Consider the following 21066-nt stretch of genomic DNA (forward strand, 5'->3'; position numbering starts at 1 on the left):
GACTCATGAAGGTTTTCCGATCAGATTCAGCACCGCCTCAGCGGCCTGATTGGAGGCATCGCGACGCAGGGTGCGATGGATTTCGTCAAAGCCCCGGGTCTGCTCTTGCCCGCCCTCGATCAACGGCGACAAGGTCTGGGCCAGCGCCTCTGCAGTCGCATCATCCTGCAGCAACTCAGGCACCAACAGACGTTGGGCCAGCAAGTTCGGCAGGGAGATATAGGGGCTCTTGACCATGCGCTTTAGAATCCAGAACGTCAGCGGCGCCAGGCGGTAAGCCACCACCATCGGACGCTTGTAGAGCAACGCTTCGAGGGTCGCGGTTCCGGAGGCAATTAGCACCGCATCACAGGCCGCCAGGGCCTGATGGGACTGGCCATTGAGCAAGGTCAGAGGCAGGTCGCGACCGGCCAGCAATTCTTCCAACTGCGCGCGCCGTTCGGGGCTGGCGCACGGCATAACAAAACGCACGCCTGGGCGCAGGGCCCGCAGGCGCTGCGCAGCGTCAAGGAACAACGCCCCCAGGCGCCCGACTTCGCCGCCGCGACTGCCCGGCATCAAGGCCACCAGGGGGCCTTCAGGCAAGCCCAGCTCGGCTCGGGCTGCCGCCCGGTCCGCCTCAAGGGGAATGGCGTCGGCCAGGGAATGCCCGACAAAACGCACCGGCACGCCCTTTTCTTCGTAGAAGCGCGCCTCGAACGGGAACAGGGTCAGCATCAGATCGCAGCCTTCGCGAATCTTCAGCACACGCTTCTGCCGCCAGGCCCAGACCGAGGGGCTGACGTAATGCACCGTCTTGATCCCGGCCTGACGCAGCTTGAGTTCGATATTCAGGGTGAAGTCAGGCGCGTCGATGCCGATAAACACATCCGGCTGTTCGGCGATCAGGGTTTGAATGAGTTTTTTACGGCGGGCCAGCAGCTCACGCAAACGCCCGAGGACTTCTACCAGGCCCATGACCGCCAGGCGCTCCATGGGGAAGTAGGACGTCAGCCCTTCGGCCTGCATCAACGGGCCACCGACGCCCATGAACTCGACATCAGGATGCTGGGCCTTGAGGGCGCGCATCAGACCGGCGCCGAGAATGTCGCCGGAAGCCTCGCCAGCTACCAGCGCAACACGCAAAGTAGCCATGGTTAGCGGGTAATGCCGCGGGTCGACGACTGGATCGAATCGCGGAAGATCGCGACTTCGGGAAACTGTGCAGCGGGCTCGGCCAGACCGGCGAGCGCCTGATCGACGGTCAACCCTTGACGGTAGACCACCTTGTAAGCGCGACGCAGAGCGTGGATCGCGTCTTCGCTGAAACCACGACGGCGCATGCCTTCGAAGTTCATGCTGCGTGCCTCGGCCGGGTTGCCGAACACGGTGACGAACGCTGGAACGTCCTTGCCGATGGCGGTGCCCATGCCGGAGAAGCTGTGGGCGCCGATATGACAGTACTGATGCACCAGGGTGAAACCCGAGAGAATCGCCCAGTCGTCAACGTGCACATGCCCAGCCAACGCTGTGTTGTTGACCAGGATGCAATGGTTGCCGATCACACTGTCATGGCCGATATGGGCATAGGCCATCACCAGGTTGTGATCACCCAGGGTGGTTTCAGAACGGTCCTGAACGGTGCCACGGTGAATGGTCACGCCTTCACGGATCACGTTGTGATCGCCTATCACCAGGCGAGTTTCCTCACCCTTGTACTTCAGGTCCGGCGTGTCCTCACCAATCGACGAGAACTGGTAGATGCGGTTGTGCTTACCGATCCGGGTTGGGCCCTTGAGAATCACATGGGGCCCGATCACTGTACCCTCGCCGATTTCCACACCAGCGCCGACGATCGACCACGGGCCAACCTCAACGTCGGCGGCCAGTACGGCCGTCGGATCGATGATTGCGCGAGGGTCAATCAAACTCATAGTTTGCGTTCCGCACAGATGATTTCAGCCGAGCAGACCGGCTTGCCATCGACCGAAGCCTGGCACTCGAACTTCCAGATCTGCCGCTTGCAGCTGAGGAACTTGGCTTCAAGGATCAGTTGATCGCCCGGCAGCACAGGCTGGCGGAAGCGCAGCTTGTCGGAGCCGACGAAATAGTAAAGGGTGCCATCAGCAGGCTTCACGTCCAGCATCTTGAAACCAAGAATGCCGGCAGCCTGAGCCATGGCTTCGATGATCAGCACGCCCGGCATGATTGGATGCGCAGGAAAGTGACCATTGAAGAAAGGTTCGTTGATGCTGACATTCTTGTAGGCACGAATGCACTTGCCCTCAACGTCCAGGTCCACCACCCGATCCACCAACAGGAAAGGGTAGCGGTGAGGCAAGTATTCGCGAATCTCGTTGATGTCCATCATTTCGGGGGGAAGCCTGTAGTAAAGAGTGGGAGTGTGCGACTGAACGCACACGCCTCTAGCAAATCAAGGAGGCCGCTAGCGGCTGTACACACTTGATATGGAAATGGTCTCAGCCTTCTGATGAAGCATTGCCGTCAGGGGTCACGTCCCCAACGCGCTTTTCCAGTTGCCGCAAGCGTCGCGCGATGTCATCGAGCTGACGGATACGTGCTGCACTTTTACGCCATTCGGCAGCAGGCTGCATGGCGGTACCGGACGAATAGGAACCCGGCTCGGTGATCGAGTGGGTGACCATGGTCATGCCGGTCAAGAAAACGTTGTCGCAAATATCGATGTGGCCCACTAACCCCACGCCACCGGCGAGCATACAGTGCTTGCCAATCTTGGTGCTGCCGGAAATCCCCACACAGGCGGCCATGGCAGTGTGATCGCCAACTTGCACGTTGTGGGCAATCTGGATCTGGTTATCCAGCTTCACGCCGTTACCAATGATGGTGTCGGCCAGCGCACCGCGGTCGATGGCCGTGTTCACGCCAATCTCCACGTCATCGCCGACGGTCACGCCACCAATCTGGGCAATCTTTTGCCAGACGCCTTTCTGGTTGGCGAAACCGAAACCTTCACCCCCCAGCACGGCGCCCGACTGAATCACCACACGCTGGCCGATACGCACATCGTGGTACAGCGTCACCCGCGGAGCCAGCCAGCCGCCCTCGCCGATTTCGCTGCGCGCACCGATAAAGCAATGAGCGCCGACGGTCACGCCTGCCGCCACTCGCGCACCACTCTCGATCACCACATAGGGCCCGATGCTGGCTGCCGGGTCGACCCAAGCATCATCGGCAATCACTGCGGATGGATGGATGCCCGCCGCCGCCTTGGGCTTGGGATCGAACAGATGGGAAACCCGCGCGTAGGACAGGTAAGGATCAGCCACCACCAGCGCATCACCGGCATAACCTTCAGCGTCGGCCGACTTAAGCAGCACGGCGCCAGCCTGGCTGTCTACCAGGTACTTGCGGTATTGGGGATTTGCCAAAAAGCTCAACTGAGCTGGGCCAGCCTCCTGCAAGGTGGCTAGCCCAGTGATGTTCTTCTCCGGGTCGCCACACAGGGTGGCGCCGAGGAACTCGGCCAATTGGCCGAGTTTCATAGTCGCGGTCATGGCTTACTTCAGCTGATTCATGCGCTCGATGACTTGGCGAGTGATGTCGTACTGAGGTTTGACATCGATCACAGCGCCACGCTCGAAGACCAGGTCGAAAGCACCTTTCTTGATCACTTCTTCAACCGCGCTGTCCAGCTTCGGCTTCAGTTGCTTGAGCATTTCACGGTCGGCAACGGCTTTGGCTTCGTTCAGTTCCTTGGACTGGAACTGGAAGTCACGGGCCTTTTGCTTGAATTCCAGCTCAAGGCGCTCACGCTCGCCCTGCTGCATCTTGTCGCCACCGGCTACCAGACGATCCTGGATGCCCTTGGCACTGCTTTCCAGGGTTTTCAGCTTGGTCAGTTGCGGGCCGAACTTCTTCTCGGCGTCCACTGCGTATTTCTTCGCCGCGTCCGATTCCAGCAAGGCCATTTGATAGTTCAGGACCGCGATTTTCATTTCGGCAAAGGCCGGGGTCGCTACCAGGACAGTCGCCAGGAGAACCAATTGAGTCAACTTACGCACGATGCACTCCTACAAAATCCATTGTCGTTATCTTGGGTCAGGCTTTTAGAAAGTCTGGCCGAGGGAGAATTGGAACACTTGGGTTTCAGCGTTATCCGGTTCCTTGATCGGCATCGCCAGGGCGAAGCTCAATGGACCCAGAGCGGTGACCCAAGTCACACCCACGCCGACGGAACTGGCGAGGTTGCTGAGACTGATATCGTTGCACTGTGTGTTCGACTTCAGACCGCTGGTGTTGGTCACCTTCTCGCACTTGGAGTCGAAAACGTTACCCACATCCCAGAACAGCGAGGTACGCAACGAACGCTGATCCTTGACGAATGGCAGCGGGAACAACAACTCGGCACCACCTTGAATCATTACGTTACCGCCGAATGGCAGAGGGTCCTGATCCGGATCCGCCGCTGTACCGACGTTACCGGTACGGCCAACACCACGACTCGGCGTACTGCGAGGACCCAAGGTGCTGTCCTTGAAGCCACGAACCGAGTTGAAACCACCAGCATAGTAGTTCTCGTAGAACGGCAAGCCGTCAGTGGAACCATAACCGTCGCCATAACCCAGCTCGGTGTGCAAACGCATGGTGTAGGTGTCGGTCAACGGCGCGAACACCTGGCCACGGTAGTCGAGTTTGAAGAACGACAGGTCGCTGCCCGGGGTTGTGGCTTCCAGAACCAGGCTCTGGGAGTGACCACGGGTGGCCAGCACGCCTTTGTTCAAGGTCGACTCGGACCAGCCGGCCGAAGCCTTGAAGTTCAGGTAGCTATCGCCCTGCTTGTTCACGAAGTCGAAAATTTCGTCGACGGTGTACAGGCCGGTCTTGATCTTGTCTTGTTGCGCGGTCAGGCCGAAGGTCAGACGCGCCGTTTCACTGATCGGGTAACCCACGCTGACGCCGGCACCCAGGCTGTCTACTGCGTAGCTGGCCACGTCGACGTCGAGGTCTTTGTAATCAGTGGTGCGATAGAAGGCGTTGTAACCCAGGCTCACGCCATCGGCGGTCCAGTAGGGGTCCACGTAGCCAAAGTTGTAGCGGCTCTGGTATTCACTGCGCGTCAGACCGATGCTGACCTTGTTACCGGTACCCAGGAAGTTGTTCTGAGTGATCGAACCACCGAGGATCAGGCCCGCGCTCTGGGCGAAACCGACACTGGCAGTGATCGAACCGGAAGCTTGTTCTTCAACGGCGTAGTTCACGTCAACCTGGTCATCGACACCCGGAACAGCCGGGGTTTCGACGTTGACTTCCTTGAAGAAGCCCAGGCGCTCAAGACGGGTCTTGGACTGATCGATCAGGTAGGTCGACGCCCAGCCACCTTCCATCTGACGCATTTCACGACGCAGCACTTCGTCTTCGGACTTGGTGTTGCCACGGAAGTTGATGCGGTTGACGTAGGCACGCTTGCCTGGATCGACGACAAAAGTGATGTCTACGGTGTGATCTTCATCATGGGGCTGTGGCACGCCGTTGACGTTGGCGAAGGTGTAACCCTCGTTACCCAGGCGACGGGTGATCAGCTCGGAGGTGGTGGTCATCAGTTTGCGCGAGAACACCTGGCCTTTTTCCACCAGCAACAGGGCCTTGACCTGGTCTTCAGGCACTTTCAAGTCGCCGCTGAGCTTGACGTCGCGAACGCTGTACTTCTCGCCTTCGTTGACGTTGACGGTGATGTAGACGTGTTTCTTGTCCGGTGTAATCGACACCTGGGTCGAAGCGATATCCATGTTGATATAGCCACGATCCAAGTAGTAGGAACGCAGGCGCTCCAAGTCACCGGAGAGTTTTTCACGGGCATACTTGTCGTCGTTCTTGAAGAACGACAACCAGTTGGTGGTCTTCAGTTCGAACAGGCCGATCAGGTCTTCATCAGGGAAGACAGTGTTGCCCACCACGTTGATGTGCTGGATGGCCGCTACGGTGCCTTCGTTGATATTGACCTTCAGGCCTACGCGGTTGCGCGGCTGCGGCACCACTTCGGTTTCAACGGTGGCGGAGTAACGACCCTGGGCGACGTACTGGCGCTGCAGCTCGTTACGTACACCTTCAAGGGTCGCGCGCTGGAAAATCTCGCCTTCGGCCAGACCGGATTGCTTGAGGCCTTTCATCAGGTCTTCAGTAGAGATCGCTTTGTTGCCTTCAATCTCGATACTGGCGACAGACGGGCGCTCGACTACCGTGATAACCAAGACGTTGCCATCGCGGCCCAGCTGGATATCTTGGAAGAACCCGGTTTTGAACAGGGCACGAGTGGATTCCACCAGGCGACGGTCATCCGCCTGTTCACCGACGTTCAACGGCAAGGCACCAAAGACGCTACCCGCGGAGACCCGCTGGAGGCCGTTGACGCGAATATCGGAGATAGTGAAGGACTCGGCGTGAACTTCGGCGATCATCAATACGGTGAGAACCGCAGTTAGCAGCAGACGTTTCATGAAGTCCTTTCTTATTCCAACTGGCAATAAACAAACTGCCGCAAAATGCGGCAGATTCGCAATTCAGCGAAGCGTTACAGACGACCCAGATCGTTGACCAGAGCAAGCAACATCACTCCGACCACCAAGCTGATACCGATCTGTATCCCCCAACCTTGCACCCGATCCGACAAGGGACGACCACGCGCCCACTCGATCAGATAGAACAACAAATGCCCCCCATCCAGTACCGGGATGGGCAACAAATTCAGAACACCCAGGCTAATACTCAGATAAGCAAGGAAATTCAAGAAATCAGCGACGCCCGACTGGGCAGAAGCGCCCGCCACTTTAGCAATGGTTATCGGTCCACTCAAGTTTTTTACCGAGAGCTCGCCGAACAACATTTTCTTCAGGGATTCGAGGGTCAATACGCTCATGGTCCAGGTACGCCGGGCACCTTCACCAATGGCGGCAAGCGGGCCGTAGCTGACCTCGCGAATCATCTCTGGCGGCCAATCGACGGCCTTCACACCAGCCCCCAGATAACCATTGGGCGCCTTGCTTTCACCGCGACTGGCCAGGGTGACCGGGACATCGAGGCGAGCACCGTCGCGCTCAACCTGCAGGACGATTTTCGCATCCGGGCGAACGCGCACCCAATCCACGACCTGCTGCCAATCGGTCAGCGCTTGGCCATCCAGGGCCAGCAGCCGATCACCGGTTTTCAGCCCAGCCGCCTGGGCCGGACCTTTCGAATCCAGCTCAGCCAGAACCGGCGGCAAGGACGGGCGCCAAGGACGAATCCCCAAGGAACGGATCGGATCCGGCTCGTCGGCCCCCTTGAGCCACTGATCCAGCACCAGTTCTCGCGGCGAATCGACCGTAGAACCCTGCTCGCGCACCGAAAGCTGCAACGCACCGCTTTCGCCCAAGCGCCGTACCAACTGCAGGTTCACCGCCCCCCAACCGGAGGTCGGCTCGCCATCAATGGCGACGATCTCCTGACCTGCACTCAAGCCGGCCTTGGCGGCGATACTGCCAGCCTCGACCGCGCCAATGACTGGACGCACCTGCTGGCTGCCGAGCATTGCCAGAGCCCAGAAAAACACGAGGGCCAGCAAAAAGTTGGCAATCGGACCCGCCGCGACAATAGCGATGCGCTGACGAACGGACTTGCGATTGAACGACTGATCGAGCTGATCGGCAGGAACATCGCCTTCACGCTCGTCGAGCATTTTCACGTAGCCGCCCAGGGGAATGGCGGCGATGACGAACTCGGTACCACGCTTGTCGTGCCAGCGCAGCAGGGGCATGCCGAAGCCCACGGAGAAGCGCAGCACCTTGACGCCGCAACGACGCGCAACCCAAAAATGGCCGAATTCGTGGAAGGTGACCAGCACACCCAGAGCAACCAGGGTGCCGACAATCATATAGAGCGCGCTCATCTACTTTCTCCGCAATCCTATCCGGTGCCGGCCGCTTGGGCGGCTCACAATGCTTATCGAGCGTTGCGCTGCAGCCATTGCTCGGCCAGGGCTCGAGCCTTGGTATCCGCCGCAAACACCGCGTCCAGTTCATTGACTGCCACCACGGGTTCGAGGTTTAAAACTTCATCGATGATACTCGCGATCTCGGGATAGCGGATGCGCCGTTCAAGAAACGCAGCAACCGCTACCTCGTTGGCCGCATTCAGCATGGCCGGCGCGCTGTTGCCCGCCTCCGCCGCCTGGCGCGCCAGGCGCAAGCACGGGAACCGCTGCTCGTCCGGCGCCTGGAAGTCCAGGCGGGCGACGGCAAACAGATCCAGGGGCGCCACACCCGAATCGATACGTTCAGGCCAAGCCAGGGCATTGGCGATCGGCGTGCGCATGTCCGGGTTACCCAGTTGCGCCAGCACCGAGCCATCCACGTAATCCACCAGGGAATGGATCACGCTTTGCGGGTGGATCACCACCTCGACTTGCGACGGCTGTGCATCAAACAGCCAGCACGCCTCGATCAACTCCAACCCTTTATTCATCATGCTGGCCGAGTCCACGGAGATCTTGCGCCCCATGGACCAGTTGGGATGGGCGCACGCCTGCTCCGGCGAAACATGCTCCAGCTCAGCCATGGGCGTCTGGCGGAATGGACCGCCCGAGGCCGTCAGCAAAATACGACGCACACCCACAGCGCTCAAACCACGAGAAAAATCCGAGGGCATGCATTGGAAAATCGCGTTGTGTTCACTGTCGATGGGCAGCAGCACCGAGCCGCTCTTGCGCACCGCCTGCATGAACAAGGCGCCGGACATGACCAGCGCTTCTTTATTGGCCAGCAGAATCTTTTTACCCGCCTCGACGGCGGCCAGGGTCGGACGCAAGCCCGCGGCACCGACGATCGCCGCCATCACCGCGTCGACTTCAGGGGCTGAAGCCACTTGGCACAGCCCCTCCTCCCCCACCAGCACCTGGGTCGCCAAACCGGCCGCGCGCAAATCGTCCTGCAAGCCAGCCGCTGCAGCCGCCTCGGGCACCACGGCAAAACGTGGCACATGGCGAATACACAAGGCCAGCAATTCGGCCAGGCGACTGAACCCCGTCAGGGCAAACACCTGGTAGCGGTCCGGGTGCCGAGCAATCACATCCAGGGTACTGAGGCCGATGGAGCCGGTAGCCCCCAGCACAGTGACTTGTTGCACGCGACTCACAATGCCGCCATCCACAACAGCACGGCAAACACCGGAATTGCCGCCGTCAGGCTGTCAATGCGGTCCAGCACGCCACCATGACCAGGCAGCAGGTTGCTGCTGTCCTTGATCCCTGACTGACGCTTGAACATGCTCTCGGTCAAGTCACCCACGACCGAGATAAACACCACCAACGCGGCGCCCAGCAAGCCCAGCACGATCTGCCCGGCAGAGGCATCACGCACCAACCCGACCACCAGGGTAATCAGCAGGCTCAACAGCAAGCCGCCGTAGACCCCTTCCCAGCTCTTGCCCGGGCTGACCTGCGGTGCCAGCTTGCGCTTGCCGAAGGCCTTGCCGGAAAAGTAGGCGCCAATGTCCGCACCCCACACCAGAACCATCACCGCCAGGATCAACCAGTTGCCGAGCGGCTGCTGCTTGATGAACACCAGCCCCTGCCAGGCCGGCAACAGGATCAGCAGACCGATCACCAACTTGGCCGCCGCCCCCGCCCAGTGGCCACTGGTGCCTGGATAGGTCAGCACCAGAAAGGTCGCCAAGGCCCACCACAGCACCGCCGCCCCCAGCACCCAAGGCGCCACACCGGGCACCAAGTGCATCAGGAACAACAGCACCGCCACCAGCACCGCGTAGCCCACACGGGCCGATTGCGCCTCGAAACCTGCCAAGCGCGCCCACTCCCAGGCGCCCAGGGTCACCACCAGACCGATAAACAGCGCGAAGCCGGAGCCGGTGAGCAGGAAAAACCCGCACAAGGCGATCGGCAGAAGGATCAGCGCAGTAATGATTCGTTGTTTAAGCATTAAACCCGGGCTCCAGCCTCGACCTGCTCGCTCGTTTTACCGAAGCGCCGCTGGCGAGATGCATAATCGGCCAGTGCATTACGCATGGCATCGTGTTTGAAGTCCGGCCAGAACAGGTCGGAGAAGTACAGCTCGGCGTACGCCAGCTGCCATAGCAGGAAGTTGCTGATGCGGTGTTCACCGCCCGTGCGGATACACAGGTCGGGCAAGGGCAAGTCGCCAGTGGCCAGGCAGGTCTGCAACAGGTCCGGAGTAATGTCCTCCGGCCGCAGGTGACCGGCCTGAACTTCTCGCGCCAAGCGCTGCGCAGCCTGGGCGATATCCCACTGACCGCCATAGTTGGCGGCGATCTGCAGGATGAAACGGTCGCTGCCGGCGGTAATGGCCTCAGCCTCTTGCATCGCCGCCTGCAACTCAGGATGAAAGCGCGAACGGTCACCAATGATCCGCAGGCTGATGTTGTTTTCGTTAAGGCGCTTGGCCTCACGACGCAGAGCCTTGAAGAACAGGTCCATCAACGCACTGACTTCATCCGCCGGCCGCTGCCAGTTTTCACTGGAGAACGCGAACAGGGTGAGCACCTCGACCTTGGCCTCGGCACACACCTCAATGACCGCGCGTACCGCATCGACGCCCGCCTTATGCCCGGCAACACCCGGCATAAAGCGTTTTTTGGCCCAGCGATTATTGCCATCCATGATGATCGCGACATGGCGCGGCACCACGGAAGGCACAGTCTGCTTGGTCTTTTCCATGAAGGCGCCCTGACCCTTATACGGCCATCAGGTCCGCTTCTTTTGCCTTGGTCGCTGCGTCGATATCAGCTTCAGCCTTATCGGTCAGCTTTTGAATGTCGGCAGCAGCACGGCGCTCTTCGTCTTCGCTGATTTCCTTGTCCTTGACCAGCTTCTTCAACTCGCTCAAAGCGTCACGACGGATGTTGCGCACGGCAACACGGGCGTCTTCGGCAGCACTGCGAGCCTGCTTGGTGAAGCCCTTACGGGTTTCTTCGGTCAAGGCCGGCATGGAGATCAGCAGCAACTCGCCCAGGTTGGTCGGGTTGAGGTTCAAACCAGCGCTCTGGATCGCCTTGTCGACGGCCGCGAGCATGTTGCGCTCAAACGCCACGACCTGCAGGGTCCGGGAGTCCTTCACGGTCACGTTGGCCACGCCGCTCAGCGGGGTGTCAGCGCCGTAGTAAGGCACCATCACGCTGCCCAGGATGCTTGGGTGCGCCTTGCCTGTACGGATCTGGCCAAAGGCATGGCTCAGGGATTCCAGGGATTTTGCCATGCGCTCTTGAGCGTCTTTCTTGATTTCGTTGATCATTGTTCGCCTTCCTCGATCAGGGTTCCTTCAGCGCCACCGTGCACGATATTCAGCAGGGCGCCGGGCTTGTTCATGTTAAAGACGCGCAGCGGCATCTTGTGGTCGCGGCACAGGCAGATGGCCGTCAGATCCATGACCCCCAACTTGCGATCCAGTACTTCATCGTAGGTCAGATGATCGAACTTCTCGGCATGCGGGTCTTTGAATGGGTCTGCGGTGTAGACACCATCGACCTTGGTGGCCTTGAGTACGACGTCGGCATCGATCTCGATTGCGCGCAAGCAGGCCGCAGAGTCAGTGGTGAAGAACGGGTTGCCGGTACCGGCCGCGAAAATCACGACTTCTTTGGAGTTCAGGTGACGCATGGCTTTGCGACGATCGTAGTGATCGGTCACACCCACCATGGAAATAGCCGACATCACGATGGCAGAGATATTCGCACGTTCCAGCGCATCACGCATCGCCAGGGCATTCATCACAGTGGCCAACATGCCCATGTGGTCGCCTGTGACCCGATCCATGCCGGCCGCGCTCAAGGCCGCACCGCGGAACAAGTTGCCGCCGCCAATCACCAGGCCGACTTGAACGCCGATGCCCACCAACTGGCCGACTTCCAGCGCCATGCGATCCAGTACCTTGGGATCGATCCCGAACTCTTCCGAGCCCATCAGGGCCTCGCCGCTAAGCTTGAGTAGAATGCGTTTATAGCGAGCTTGATAACCACTGCCCTGCTGAGCCATTGCGAATCTCTCCTGCGGCGTATTTAAAAAAATCTTTGCGGGCTGTTTACAGCCTGCGTTCACTCTAGCTTGACGCTGTCACAGCGCCATCAGAACACGACTTTGTAAACCGGTTCCGACGGAAAAAAATTAAATCCCTGCCCATTTGAAAAGAGGCTGCGCGCGTGAGCGGGCAGCCTCTTCTGGGCGACAGTTGAAAAACCGTCTTATTGCTTGCTGGCAGCCAGCTGAGCCGCAACTTCTTCAGCGAAGTTGTCGACTGGCTTCTCGATGCCTTCGCCCACTTGGAAGCGAGTGAAGGAAACGATTTCAGCGCCGCCTTGCTTAGCCAGAGTACCTACAGTCACTTCTGGGTTTTTAACGAAGGCTTGTTCAACCAGGCTGGCTTCAGCCAGGAACTTGCTGATACGGCCGGCGATCATCTTCTCGACGATTTCAGCAGGCTTGCCCTTCATTTTGTCTTCGTTGAGGCTCAGGAACACGGCTTTTTCGCGTTCGATGGCTTCAGCGGAAACTTGCGAAGGCAGCAGGAACTCGGGGTTGCTGGCCGCTACGTGCATGGCGATGTCTTTAGCCAGTTCAGCGTTGCCGCCTTTCAGGGCTACCACAACACCGATCTTGTTGCCGTGCAGGTACGAACCCAGCACGTCAGCTTCGATACGCGCCAGACGACGGATATTGACGTTCTCGCCAACTTTGGCAACCAGGGCTTCACGAGCCGATTCCTGAGCGGCGATCAGCGGAGCTGCGTCGGTCAGTTTGTCGGCAAACGCTTTTTCAACGCTGGCAGCAACGAAGTTTTTGAAGTCGTCTTGCAGGGCCAGGAAGTCGGTCTGCGAGTTAACTTCGATGATGACGGCAGCTTTGCCGTCTTCTTTGATAGCGATAGCGCCTTCAGCAGCAACGTTGCCTGCTTTCTTGGCAGCCTTGATGGCGCCGGAAGCACGCATATCATCAATGGCTTTCTCGATGTCGCCGCCAGCCTTGGTCAAGGCCTTTTTGCAATCCATCATGCCTTCGCCGGTACGCTCGCGCAGTTCTTTAACCAACGCCGCAGTAATCTCTGCCATTTTCAAATTCCTCTTGGATAGGTTTTCAACCATTCCACCCGATCGAACGGGCGTTCAATTCTTGGGCTCTGCCCCGAAAACACTTAATAGACGCCCCGCGTTACAAAACAGCAGGGTCGCCACCTTCAAATGATTTCCGAGTTGGCAAAAAGGGGGCCAAGCCCCCTTTTTGCTTACTGAGTCAACGCCAAGGCGTCAATTACTCAGCTGCAGCTACCGGAGCTTCTTCAACGAACTGCTCGGTACCGCCAGCAACGTGGTTGCGACCACGGATTACAGCGTCAGCCATCGAACCCATGTACAGCTGGATAGCGCGGATTGCGTCATCGTTGCCTGGGATGATGTAGTCAACGCCTTCTGGGCTGCTGTTGGTATCGACTACGCCGATAACCGGGATGCCCAGCTTGTTGGCTTCGGTGATCGCGATGCGCTCGTGATCAACGTCGATAACGAACAGTGCGTCTGGCAGACCGCCCATGTCCTTGATACCACCCAGGCTACGATCCAGCTTTTCCAGGTCGCGAGTGCGCATCAGCGCCTCTTTCTTGGTCAGCTTGGCGAAAGTGCCGTCTTCGGCTTGCACTTCAAGGTCACGCAGACGCTTGATGGAAGCACGGATGGTTTTGAAGTTGGTCAGCATGCCGCCCAACCAGCGGTGATCGACGTACGGCGAACCGCAACGTGCTGCTTCTTCAGCAACGATCTTGCCAGCGGAACGCTTGGTGCCGACGAACAGAATCTTGTTTTTGCCCTGGGCCAGACGCTCTACGAAAGTCAGAGCTTCGTTGAACATTGGCAGGGTTTTTTCAAGGTTGATGATGTGGATCTTGTTACGCGCGCCGAAAATGTATTTACCCATTTTCGGGTTCCAGTAACGGGTTTGGTGACCGAAGTGCACACCGGCCTTCAGCATATCGCGCATGTTGACTTGGGACATGATAGTTCCTTAATAAGTCGGGTTTGGCCTCCACGTATCCCAATGACCAACCAGCAGCATGAAAGCTTCCGGCACCCAGGTCATCGTGTCGACACGTGTGTGGATTTAAGCTTTTCGGGGCATCCCCGGAAAGCGGCGCATTTTATACCACAGCAAGGTCGAAAACGGAACCGCGATTCAGTGTTAACCCGCCGAGGCTTTCTCCAACCCCTTGGAATCGCGGCAAAATGCTCCATTGAATAGAGGAGAAGCACGCTCAGAGCCTCAGATTTGCCGCGTGCCTCTGTTAGAATCGCCCCTTTGCGGCTTGTGCAACCCCAGCGAACCGCTGCCGGCGCCACCGGCAACACCCGTGTTCTCAAGCCATTTCCGTGTTTATCGCGCCATTGCGCGTCAAGAGAGCCTGTATGACCGTCACCCTCAAAACCCCCGAGGACATCGCCAAAATGCGTGTCGCCGGCAAACTGGCCGCCGACGTCCTGGAAATGATTGCCGAGCATGTCAAACCCGGCGTCACCACCGAAGAGCTGGACCGCCTCTGCCACGACTACATCGTCAACGTGCAGCAAGCCATTCCCGCGCCGCTGAACTACAAAGGCTTCCCCAAGTCGATCTGCACCTCGATCAACCACGTGGTCTGCCACGGTATCCCCAACGAGAAACCGCTGAAGGATGGCGACACCCTGAACATCGACGTGACCGTGATCAAAGACGGCTACCACGGCGACACCAGCCGCATGTTCCACGTCGGCAGCGTGCCGGTCTGGGCCGAGCGCCTGTCGCAGATCACCCAGGAATGCATGTACAAGGCCATCGAGCTGGTCAAGCCCGGCTGCCGCCTGGGGGACATCGGTGAAGTGATCCAGAAGCACGCCGAGAAAAACGGCTTTTCCGTGGTGCGCGAGTTCTGCGGCCACGGCATCGGCAAGGTGTTCCACGAAGAGCCGCAGATCCTTCACTACGGTCGCGCAGGCACCGGCATGGAACTCAAGGCCGGCATGACCTTCACCATCGAGCCGATGATCAACCAGGGCAAGGCCGACACCAAAGTGCTGGGCGACGGCTGGACCGCCATCACCAAGGACCGCAAGCTCTCCGCCCAGTGGGAACACACCCTCTTGGTGACCGAAACTGGTTACGAGATCTTCACCCTGCGCAGCGATGACACCATCCCCCGCGTATCGGCCTGATCCGCGGCGCCATGCCCTGACCTACTAGATAGAAAGGAAAGCCAATCGATGCCGCAGGTGGATCCCGAGTTGTTCGACCGCGGCCAGTTCCAGGCTGAACTGGCCCTGAAGGCAAGCCCCATCGCCGCCTTCAAGAAAGCCATCCGTCAGGCACATGAAGTGCTCGACGCGCGCTTTCGCAGCGGACGGGATATCCGCCGGCTTATCGAGGACCGGGCCTGGTTCGTCGACAACATCCTGCAAAAGGCCTGGGACCAGTTCAACTGGAGCGAGGACGCCGACATCGCCCTGGTGGCAGTCGGCGGTTACGGGCGCGGCGAGCTGCACCCCTACTCCGACATCGACCTGCTGATCCTGCTGGACAGCGCCGACCATGAAATCTTCCGCGACTCCATCGAGCGCTTCCTCACCCTGCTCTGGGACATCGGCCTGGAAGTGGGGCAAAGCGTTCGTTCGGTGGACGAGTGCGCCCAAGAGGCCCGGGCGACCTGACGGTGATCACCAACCTGATGGAAAGCCGCACCATTGCCGGCCCCGAGCACTTGCGCCAGCGCATGCTCGAGGTCACCAGCACCGCCCATATGTGGCCCAGCAAGGACTTCTTCCTGGCCAAGCGCGCCGAGCAGAAGGCCCGCCACCACAAGTACAACGACACCGAATACAACCTAGAACCTAACGTCAAAGGCTCCCCTGGCGGGCTGCGAGACATCCAGACCATTCTCTGGGTTGCCCGGCGCCAGTACGGCACCCTGAACCTTCGAGCCCTGGCCGGCGAAGGCTTTCTGGTGGAGAGCGAAAACGCCCTGCTGGCCTCGTCCCAGGAATTCATCTGGAAAGTCCGCTACGCCCTGCACATGCTCGCCGGCCGCGCCGAAGACCGCCTGCTGTTCGACCATCAGCGCTCCATCGCCAAGCTCCTGGGCTTTGAAGGCGATGACGCCAAGCAGGCCATCGAAAGCTTTATGCAGCAGTACTACCGGGTGGTAATGAGCATCGCTCAGCTCAGCGACCTGATCATCCAGCACTTCGAAGAAGTGATCCTGGCCCCGGAAGACGAAGCGCCGCCCCAGCCGATCAACTCGCGCTTCCAACTGCACGACGGCTACATCGAGGCGATCAACGACAACGTGTTCCGCCGCACGCCGTTCGCCATGCTGGAGATTTTCGTGCTGATGGCCCAGCACCCGGAAATCAAGGGCGTGCGCGCCGACACCATCCGCCTGCTACGCGAACATCGGCACCTGATCGACGACGATTTCCGCAACGATATCCGCAATACCAGCCTGTTTATCGAGCTGTTCAAATGCGAGATCGGCATCCACCGCAACCTGCGGCGCATGAACCGTTACGGCATCCTCGGGCGCTACCTGCCTGAATTCGGCTTTATCGTCGGCCAGATGCAGCACGACCTGTTCCACATCTACACCGTGGATGCCCACACCCTGAACCTGATCAAACACCTGCGCAAACTGCAGTACACCCAGGTTTCGGATAAATTCCCGCTGGCCAGCAAGCTCATGGGCAAACTGCCCAAGCCCGAGCTGATCTACCTCGCCGGCCTGTACCACGACATCGGCAAGGGTCGCCACGGCGACCACTCGGAAATCGGCGCGGTGGATGCCGAAGCCTTCTGCACGCGGCACCAATTGCCCCTGTGGGACAGCCGCCTGATTGTCTGGCTGGTGCAGAACCACCTGGTGATGTCCACCACCGCCCAGCGCAAGGACCTGTCCGACCCGCAGGTGATCCACGATTTCGCCCAGGTCGTGATGGACCAGACGCGCCTCGACTACCTCTATGTGCTGACGGTGGCCGACATCAACGCCACCAACCCCTCGCTGTGGAACTCCTGGCGCGCCAGCCTGCTGCGCCAGCTCTACACCGAGACCAAGCGTGCCCTGCGTCGCGGCCTGGAAAACCCTGTGGACCGCGAAGAGCAGATCCGCCAGACCCAGAGCGCGGCCCTGGACATCCTGGTGCGCAGCGGCACCGACCCGGACGACGTCGAGCAACTCTGGGCGCAGCTGGGGGATGACTACTTCCTGCGCCACACCGCCGGCGACGTGGCCTGGCACAGCGATGCCATCCTCCAGCAGCCCGCCGATGGTGGCCCGCTGGTGTTAATCAAGGAAATCACCCAGCGCGAGTTTGAAGGCGGCACGCAGATATTTATCTACGCCCCGGACCAGCACGACTTCTTCGCCGTGACCGTGGCAGCCATGGATCAGCTCAACCTGAACATTCACGACGCGCGAATTATCACTTCCAGCAGCCAGTTCACCCTCGACACCTACATCGTGCTCGACAACGACGGCGGCTCGATCGGCAACAATCCGCAGCGGATCAAACAGATCCGCGACGGCTTGACCGAGGCTGTGCGCAACCCGGACGACTATCCGACCATCATCCAGCGCCGCGTCCCGCGCCAGCTCAAGCACTTTGCCTTCGCCCCGCAAGTGACCATCCACAACGACGCCCAGCGCCCGGTCACGGTGCTGGAACTCAGTGCACCGGATCGTCCCGGGCTGCTGGCGCGGATCGGCAAGATCTTCCTGGAGTTCGACCTGTCACTGCAGAACGCCAAGATCGCCACCCTGGGCGAGCGCGTGGAAGACGTGTTCTTCATCACCGACGCGCACAACCAGCCGCTGTCCGACCCGGAACTGTGCCGCCGCCTGCAGGACGCCATCGTCGAACAGCTGAGCGTGAGCCACGAACCTGAAATGACGCGCCTGAGCATCTGACGCGCCACGAACCAACGCATTGAGTGAGACACCGCACCGATGAACAACGCTCTGAACCAGTTGCAGCCTTACCCGTTCGAAAAACTTCGCGCCCTACTCGGCAGTGTCACGCCCAACCCGGACAAGCGCCCGATCGCCCTGTCCATTGGCGAACCCAAGCACCGCTCGCCGAGCTTTGTCGCCGAAGCCCTGGCCAATAACCTCGACCAGATGGCCGTGTACCCGACCACCCTGGGTATCCCGGCCCTGCGTGAAGCCATCGCTGGCTGGTGCGAACGACGCTTCGGCGTGCCGGCCGGCTGGATCGACCCGGCGCGCAACGTGCTGCCGGTCAACGGCACCCGTGAAGCACTGTTCGCCTTCACTCAGACCGTGGTCAACCGTGGCGACGACGCCTTGGTGGTCAGCCCCAACCCGTTCTATCAAATCTACGAAGGCGCAGCCTTTCTCGCCGGGGCCAAACCGCACTACCTGCCGTGCCTCGACGAAAACGGCTTCAACCCGGACTTCGACGCCGTGCCGGCCGAAATCTGGCAGCGCTGCCAGATCCTGTTCCTGTGCTCGCCTGGCAACCCCACCGGCGCACTGATTCCCGTCGACGTGCTGAAAAAACTCATCGCCCTGGCCGATGAGCACGACTTCGTGATCGCCGCCGACGAGTGCTACAGCGAACTCTACTTCGACGAGCAAACCCCGCCCCCGGGCCTGCTCAGCGCCTGCGTCGAGCTGGGCCGCCGGGACTTCAAACGCTGCGTGGTGTTCCACAGCCTGTCCAAACGCTCCAATCTGCCGGGCCTGCGCTCCGGTTTCGTGGCCGGCGATGCCGAGATCCTCAAGGGTTTCCTGCTGTACCGCACCTATCACGGCTGCGCCATGCCGGTACAAACCCAACTGGCCAGCATCGCCGCCTGGAACGATGAAGTGCACGTGCGCGCGAACCGCGCCCTGTACCGCGAGAAGTTCGATGCGGTGCTGGCGATCCTCTCACCCGTGATGGACGTACAACGCCCGGACGGCAGCTTCTACCTGTGGCCGAACGTGGCCGGTGATGACGCCGCGTTCTGCCGCGACCTGTTCGAACAGGAACACGTGACCGTGGTTCCGGGCTCCTACCTGTCGCGGGATGTGGACGGCACCAACCCGGGCGCCGGCCGCGTGCGCATGGCGCTGGTAGCGCCGCTGGCGGAATGCGTCGAGGCGGCCGAGCGGATTCGCGCGTTTATTCAACGCCGCAACTAATCTCAAACAGGCCCTGAGATCACAGGGCTTACCCAAGGGAGACTCGCAATCATCTCCGCCCGTCAGGACGCCATCCCCCGGTAAGCCCTCCCCCCAAAAACTCTTGGTGTTCTTACCGGCTATTGCGCACTCCAGCCTGCCGCCCGTGACTCCTGCATTTACGCCCACCCTATCCAGCCGCTGGATGCAGGCCTGCGACATCCCCATCGACAGGCCTCCTCTAGCTATAACGCATTGAACACAAGCATCGCGATGCTGATTGATATCAGCATTTTTCTGGATTTCCGTTTCCGATACCAAACAGTAGTCCATCCCTGAGGACTGCATTACCCCCTCGTTTTTTAATCCCTCACTCTCGAGAAAATTGGACCATTTCGATACAGTCCGCCTCAGCCAAATGCTTGCCAGCATTCTTTTTAGCAACTGCCTGTATAGAATGCGTTGCATTTAATACGAAAAACATCGCGTCAAGACCGTAGACGTTGCCCATCAAGGAGAGAAGCAGTGATAACAATTATTCCCCTATGGAAGATGCTCATAGATAAAGAGGGGAAGGCCCGTGGCTTAGCCATTCTTGCGACGCTTCCTATTTTTATTGCGACTGGCGCCCTGGCATTTATCAATGGCTTGCAAACCGGCCGGATCGGGTCTGCCTTAGTAGGACTGATGGGCGTAATTTTCTTTGGCTTGGCCGCCGTCATTCTATTCATTCCAACAAATAAATATATTCCGAGACAATCATTTATCGGTTATCGATCAACGCAAGCCAAAGCACAAAAGTCTATAAAATATGCTGCTCTGACACTCCCCTTGCTCGCCATTGGCCTTTCACTGCTTATGCCTTCTATTTACATCTCAATAATCGCCATAACCACTACCGCCCTAATTATCTTTTACCAAATTTCAAAATCCATAAAACGTCATGAAGACATAGATTTTTCGACAAACCTCTATCTTGTTTCGTCACTGGGAATCGACCCCGGAGAAAAAGCGCTAGCAAGCTACCAGAACTTCAGTACAGATAACATACGAAAAGGCAGTAATGCTTTTGTTGCCACTGCGAACAAATTGGTCATTGCCTCCTTCAATGGAAAGTTCTGGGAAAAACTTTCCCGCGACCTGAATCAAATTACTCAGATAGGCATAATCGCCGACAAAACTGAGACACATCATATCAAGCTAATTTTCGATGACGGCACTGACGCAGTACTGCGCATTCAACTTGACAACAAATCAACTTCAAATCCGAAGTTGATTATAAAACGACTTCTTGAAGTAATCGATAATAAACTGCTTGGTGAAAACACCGCAAAAACAGCCTCAATCAGTCGCCAAGCAATTACAGCCGAAGATACAGCACCGCCCAAAACATCCAACCCTAAAACATTAGAAGTAGCTCGAAGCATAGAAATCGCGCAAACCATATTGAACGACATAAAAAACGCCAAAGAAATCATGCCAGGTAGAAAGCTGGAGTTATAGGCAGTGTAACACCGCACAAAATCCTGGCTCACTTATACCGGCGAAGAAACCATAATAAAGGCACTTATAAAACTCAGACCAACACCCACAACCGAGTTGACTTGCAAATACAACTTTTTCAGCAAGCTGACACTTCGAAATCCTGGCTACGAGGATGTGTTGGACGTGAAAGGCGATATATGCACAAAGCGTACTGAAGAATTGAATCACTGCTGGCCAGCCCCTCAGCGGAACTTATAACCGAATGAAAACCGGAAAACACGGTGATGCATAGGGACAGACGCTGCAAATACTGAGCGCGAGGCTCTAGATATACATCCACTTGCATCATACCGAGCTGAGTCGTGCCAACGGTCCCGGGCTGCGCATAGTCGTGTGGGTACAAGGCCGTGGATCTGACACTCGC

17 protein-coding genes and 1 pseudogene are annotated in these 21066 nt (G+C 58.7%); 4 read left to right on the plus strand and 14 right to left on the minus strand.

Translation table 11 applies throughout. The features are described from left to right. Positions 1-3: 3 nt before the first annotated feature. The 14 genes from lpxB to rpsB all read right to left on the minus strand — a co-directional run bounded on the left by lpxB (position 4) and on the right by rpsB (position 14005). Positions 4-1134, minus strand: a complete 1131-nt coding sequence (gene lpxB / locus M1B35_RS05135) for a lipid-A-disaccharide synthase (protein WP_123336684.1) — start codon at positions 1132-1134, stop codon at positions 4-6. A 2-nt stretch (positions 1135-1136) separates the two neighbouring features. After that, positions 1137-1913, minus strand: a complete 777-nt coding sequence (lpxA, locus tag M1B35_RS05140) for an acyl-ACP--UDP-N-acetylglucosamine O-acyltransferase (protein WP_123336686.1) — start codon at positions 1911-1913, stop codon at positions 1137-1139. Then, a complete protein-coding gene (fabZ, locus tag M1B35_RS05145; RefSeq protein WP_095146541.1) occupies positions 1910-2350 on the minus strand; it encodes a 3-hydroxyacyl-ACP dehydratase FabZ in 441 nt (146 codons plus the stop codon). Before fabZ ends, lpxA begins: the two co-directional genes overlap by 4 nt. Positions 2351-2459: 109 nt before the next feature. Then, positions 2460-3515, minus strand: a complete 1056-nt coding sequence (lpxD, locus tag M1B35_RS05150) for a UDP-3-O-(3-hydroxymyristoyl)glucosamine N-acyltransferase (RefSeq protein ID WP_123336687.1) — start codon at positions 3513-3515, stop codon at positions 2460-2462. 3 nt (positions 3516-3518) lie between these two features. Then, on the minus strand, positions 3519-4022 hold the full coding sequence (locus tag M1B35_RS05155; RefSeq protein ID WP_010444737.1) for an OmpH/Skp family outer membrane protein: 504 nt from the start codon (positions 4020-4022) through the stop codon (positions 3519-3521). 45 nt (positions 4023-4067) lie between these two features. Further along, positions 4068-6455: an outer membrane protein assembly factor BamA gene (bamA, locus tag M1B35_RS05160; protein WP_123336689.1), complete on the minus strand. Its 2388-nt coding sequence runs from the start codon at positions 6453-6455 to the stop codon at positions 4068-4070. 74 nt (positions 6456-6529) lie between these two features. Next, positions 6530-7882, minus strand: coding sequence for a sigma E protease regulator RseP (gene rseP, locus M1B35_RS05165; RefSeq protein WP_123336691.1), 1353 nt, complete (start codon positions 7880-7882; stop codon positions 6530-6532). A 53-nt stretch (positions 7883-7935) separates the two neighbouring features. Beyond that, positions 7936-9126 carry a 1-deoxy-D-xylulose-5-phosphate reductoisomerase gene (gene ispC / locus M1B35_RS05170; protein ID WP_123336693.1) on the minus strand — a complete coding sequence of 397 codons (1191 nt, stop codon included), beginning with the start codon at positions 9124-9126 and terminating at the stop codon, positions 7936-7938. Next, on the minus strand, positions 9123-9929 hold the full coding sequence (locus M1B35_RS05175; protein ID WP_123336695.1) for a phosphatidate cytidylyltransferase: 807 nt from the start codon (positions 9927-9929) through the stop codon (positions 9123-9125). Before M1B35_RS05175 ends, ispC begins: the two co-directional genes overlap by 4 nt. Next, the gene (uppS, locus tag M1B35_RS05180) at positions 9929-10684 is read right to left on the minus strand and encodes a polyprenyl diphosphate synthase (protein WP_268261399.1); all 756 of its coding nucleotides are present in this window, start codon (positions 10682-10684) and stop codon (positions 9929-9931) included. The genes M1B35_RS05175 and uppS overlap by 1 nt, the downstream gene beginning before the upstream one ends. A gap of 16 nt (positions 10685-10700) precedes the next feature. Continuing rightward, positions 10701-11258: a ribosome recycling factor gene (gene frr / locus M1B35_RS05185; protein WP_123336698.1), complete on the minus strand. Its 558-nt coding sequence runs from the start codon at positions 11256-11258 to the stop codon at positions 10701-10703. Then, entirely contained in the window at positions 11255-11998 is a 744-nt protein-coding gene (gene pyrH, locus M1B35_RS05190; protein WP_011059526.1) for a UMP kinase, read from the minus strand. The genes frr and pyrH overlap by 4 nt, the downstream gene beginning before the upstream one ends. A gap of 206 nt (positions 11999-12204) precedes the next feature. Next, positions 12205-13068 carry a translation elongation factor Ts gene (gene tsf / locus M1B35_RS05195; RefSeq protein WP_123336700.1) on the minus strand — a complete coding sequence of 288 codons (864 nt, stop codon included), beginning with the start codon at positions 13066-13068 and terminating at the stop codon, positions 12205-12207. A 199-nt stretch (positions 13069-13267) separates the two neighbouring features. Continuing rightward, positions 13268-14005, minus strand: coding sequence for a 30S ribosomal protein S2 (gene rpsB, locus M1B35_RS05200; protein WP_003219330.1), 738 nt, complete (start codon positions 14003-14005; stop codon positions 13268-13270). Positions 14006-14412: 407 nt separating this feature from the next. Here rpsB and map point away from each other — a divergent pair, with 407 nt between their 5' ends. The 4 genes and pseudogenes from map (at position 14413) to M1B35_RS05220 (ending at position 20660) form a co-directional block, all read left to right on the plus strand. After that, positions 14413-15195, plus strand: a complete 783-nt coding sequence (gene map / locus M1B35_RS05205; RefSeq protein WP_268261400.1) for a type I methionyl aminopeptidase — start codon at positions 14413-14415, stop codon at positions 15193-15195. A 48-nt stretch (positions 15196-15243) separates the two neighbouring features. Continuing rightward, a pseudogene (locus M1B35_RS05210) lies at positions 15244-17939 on the plus strand ([protein-PII] uridylyltransferase). 39 nt (positions 17940-17978) lie between these two features. Then, on the plus strand, positions 17979-19178 hold the full coding sequence (gene dapC / locus M1B35_RS05215; RefSeq protein WP_268261401.1) for a succinyldiaminopimelate transaminase: 1200 nt from the start codon (positions 17979-17981) through the stop codon (positions 19176-19178). Positions 19179-19682: 504 nt separating this feature from the next. Next, positions 19683-20660, plus strand: a complete 978-nt coding sequence (locus M1B35_RS05220) for a hypothetical protein (protein WP_268261402.1) — start codon at positions 19683-19685, stop codon at positions 20658-20660. Positions 20661-21066 lie beyond the last annotated feature (406 nt).

The organism is Pseudomonas morbosilactucae (assembly GCF_023241665.1).
In the GTDB taxonomy this organism is placed as follows: Bacteria; Pseudomonadota; Gammaproteobacteria; order Pseudomonadales; family Pseudomonadaceae; genus Aquipseudomonas; species Aquipseudomonas morbosilactucae.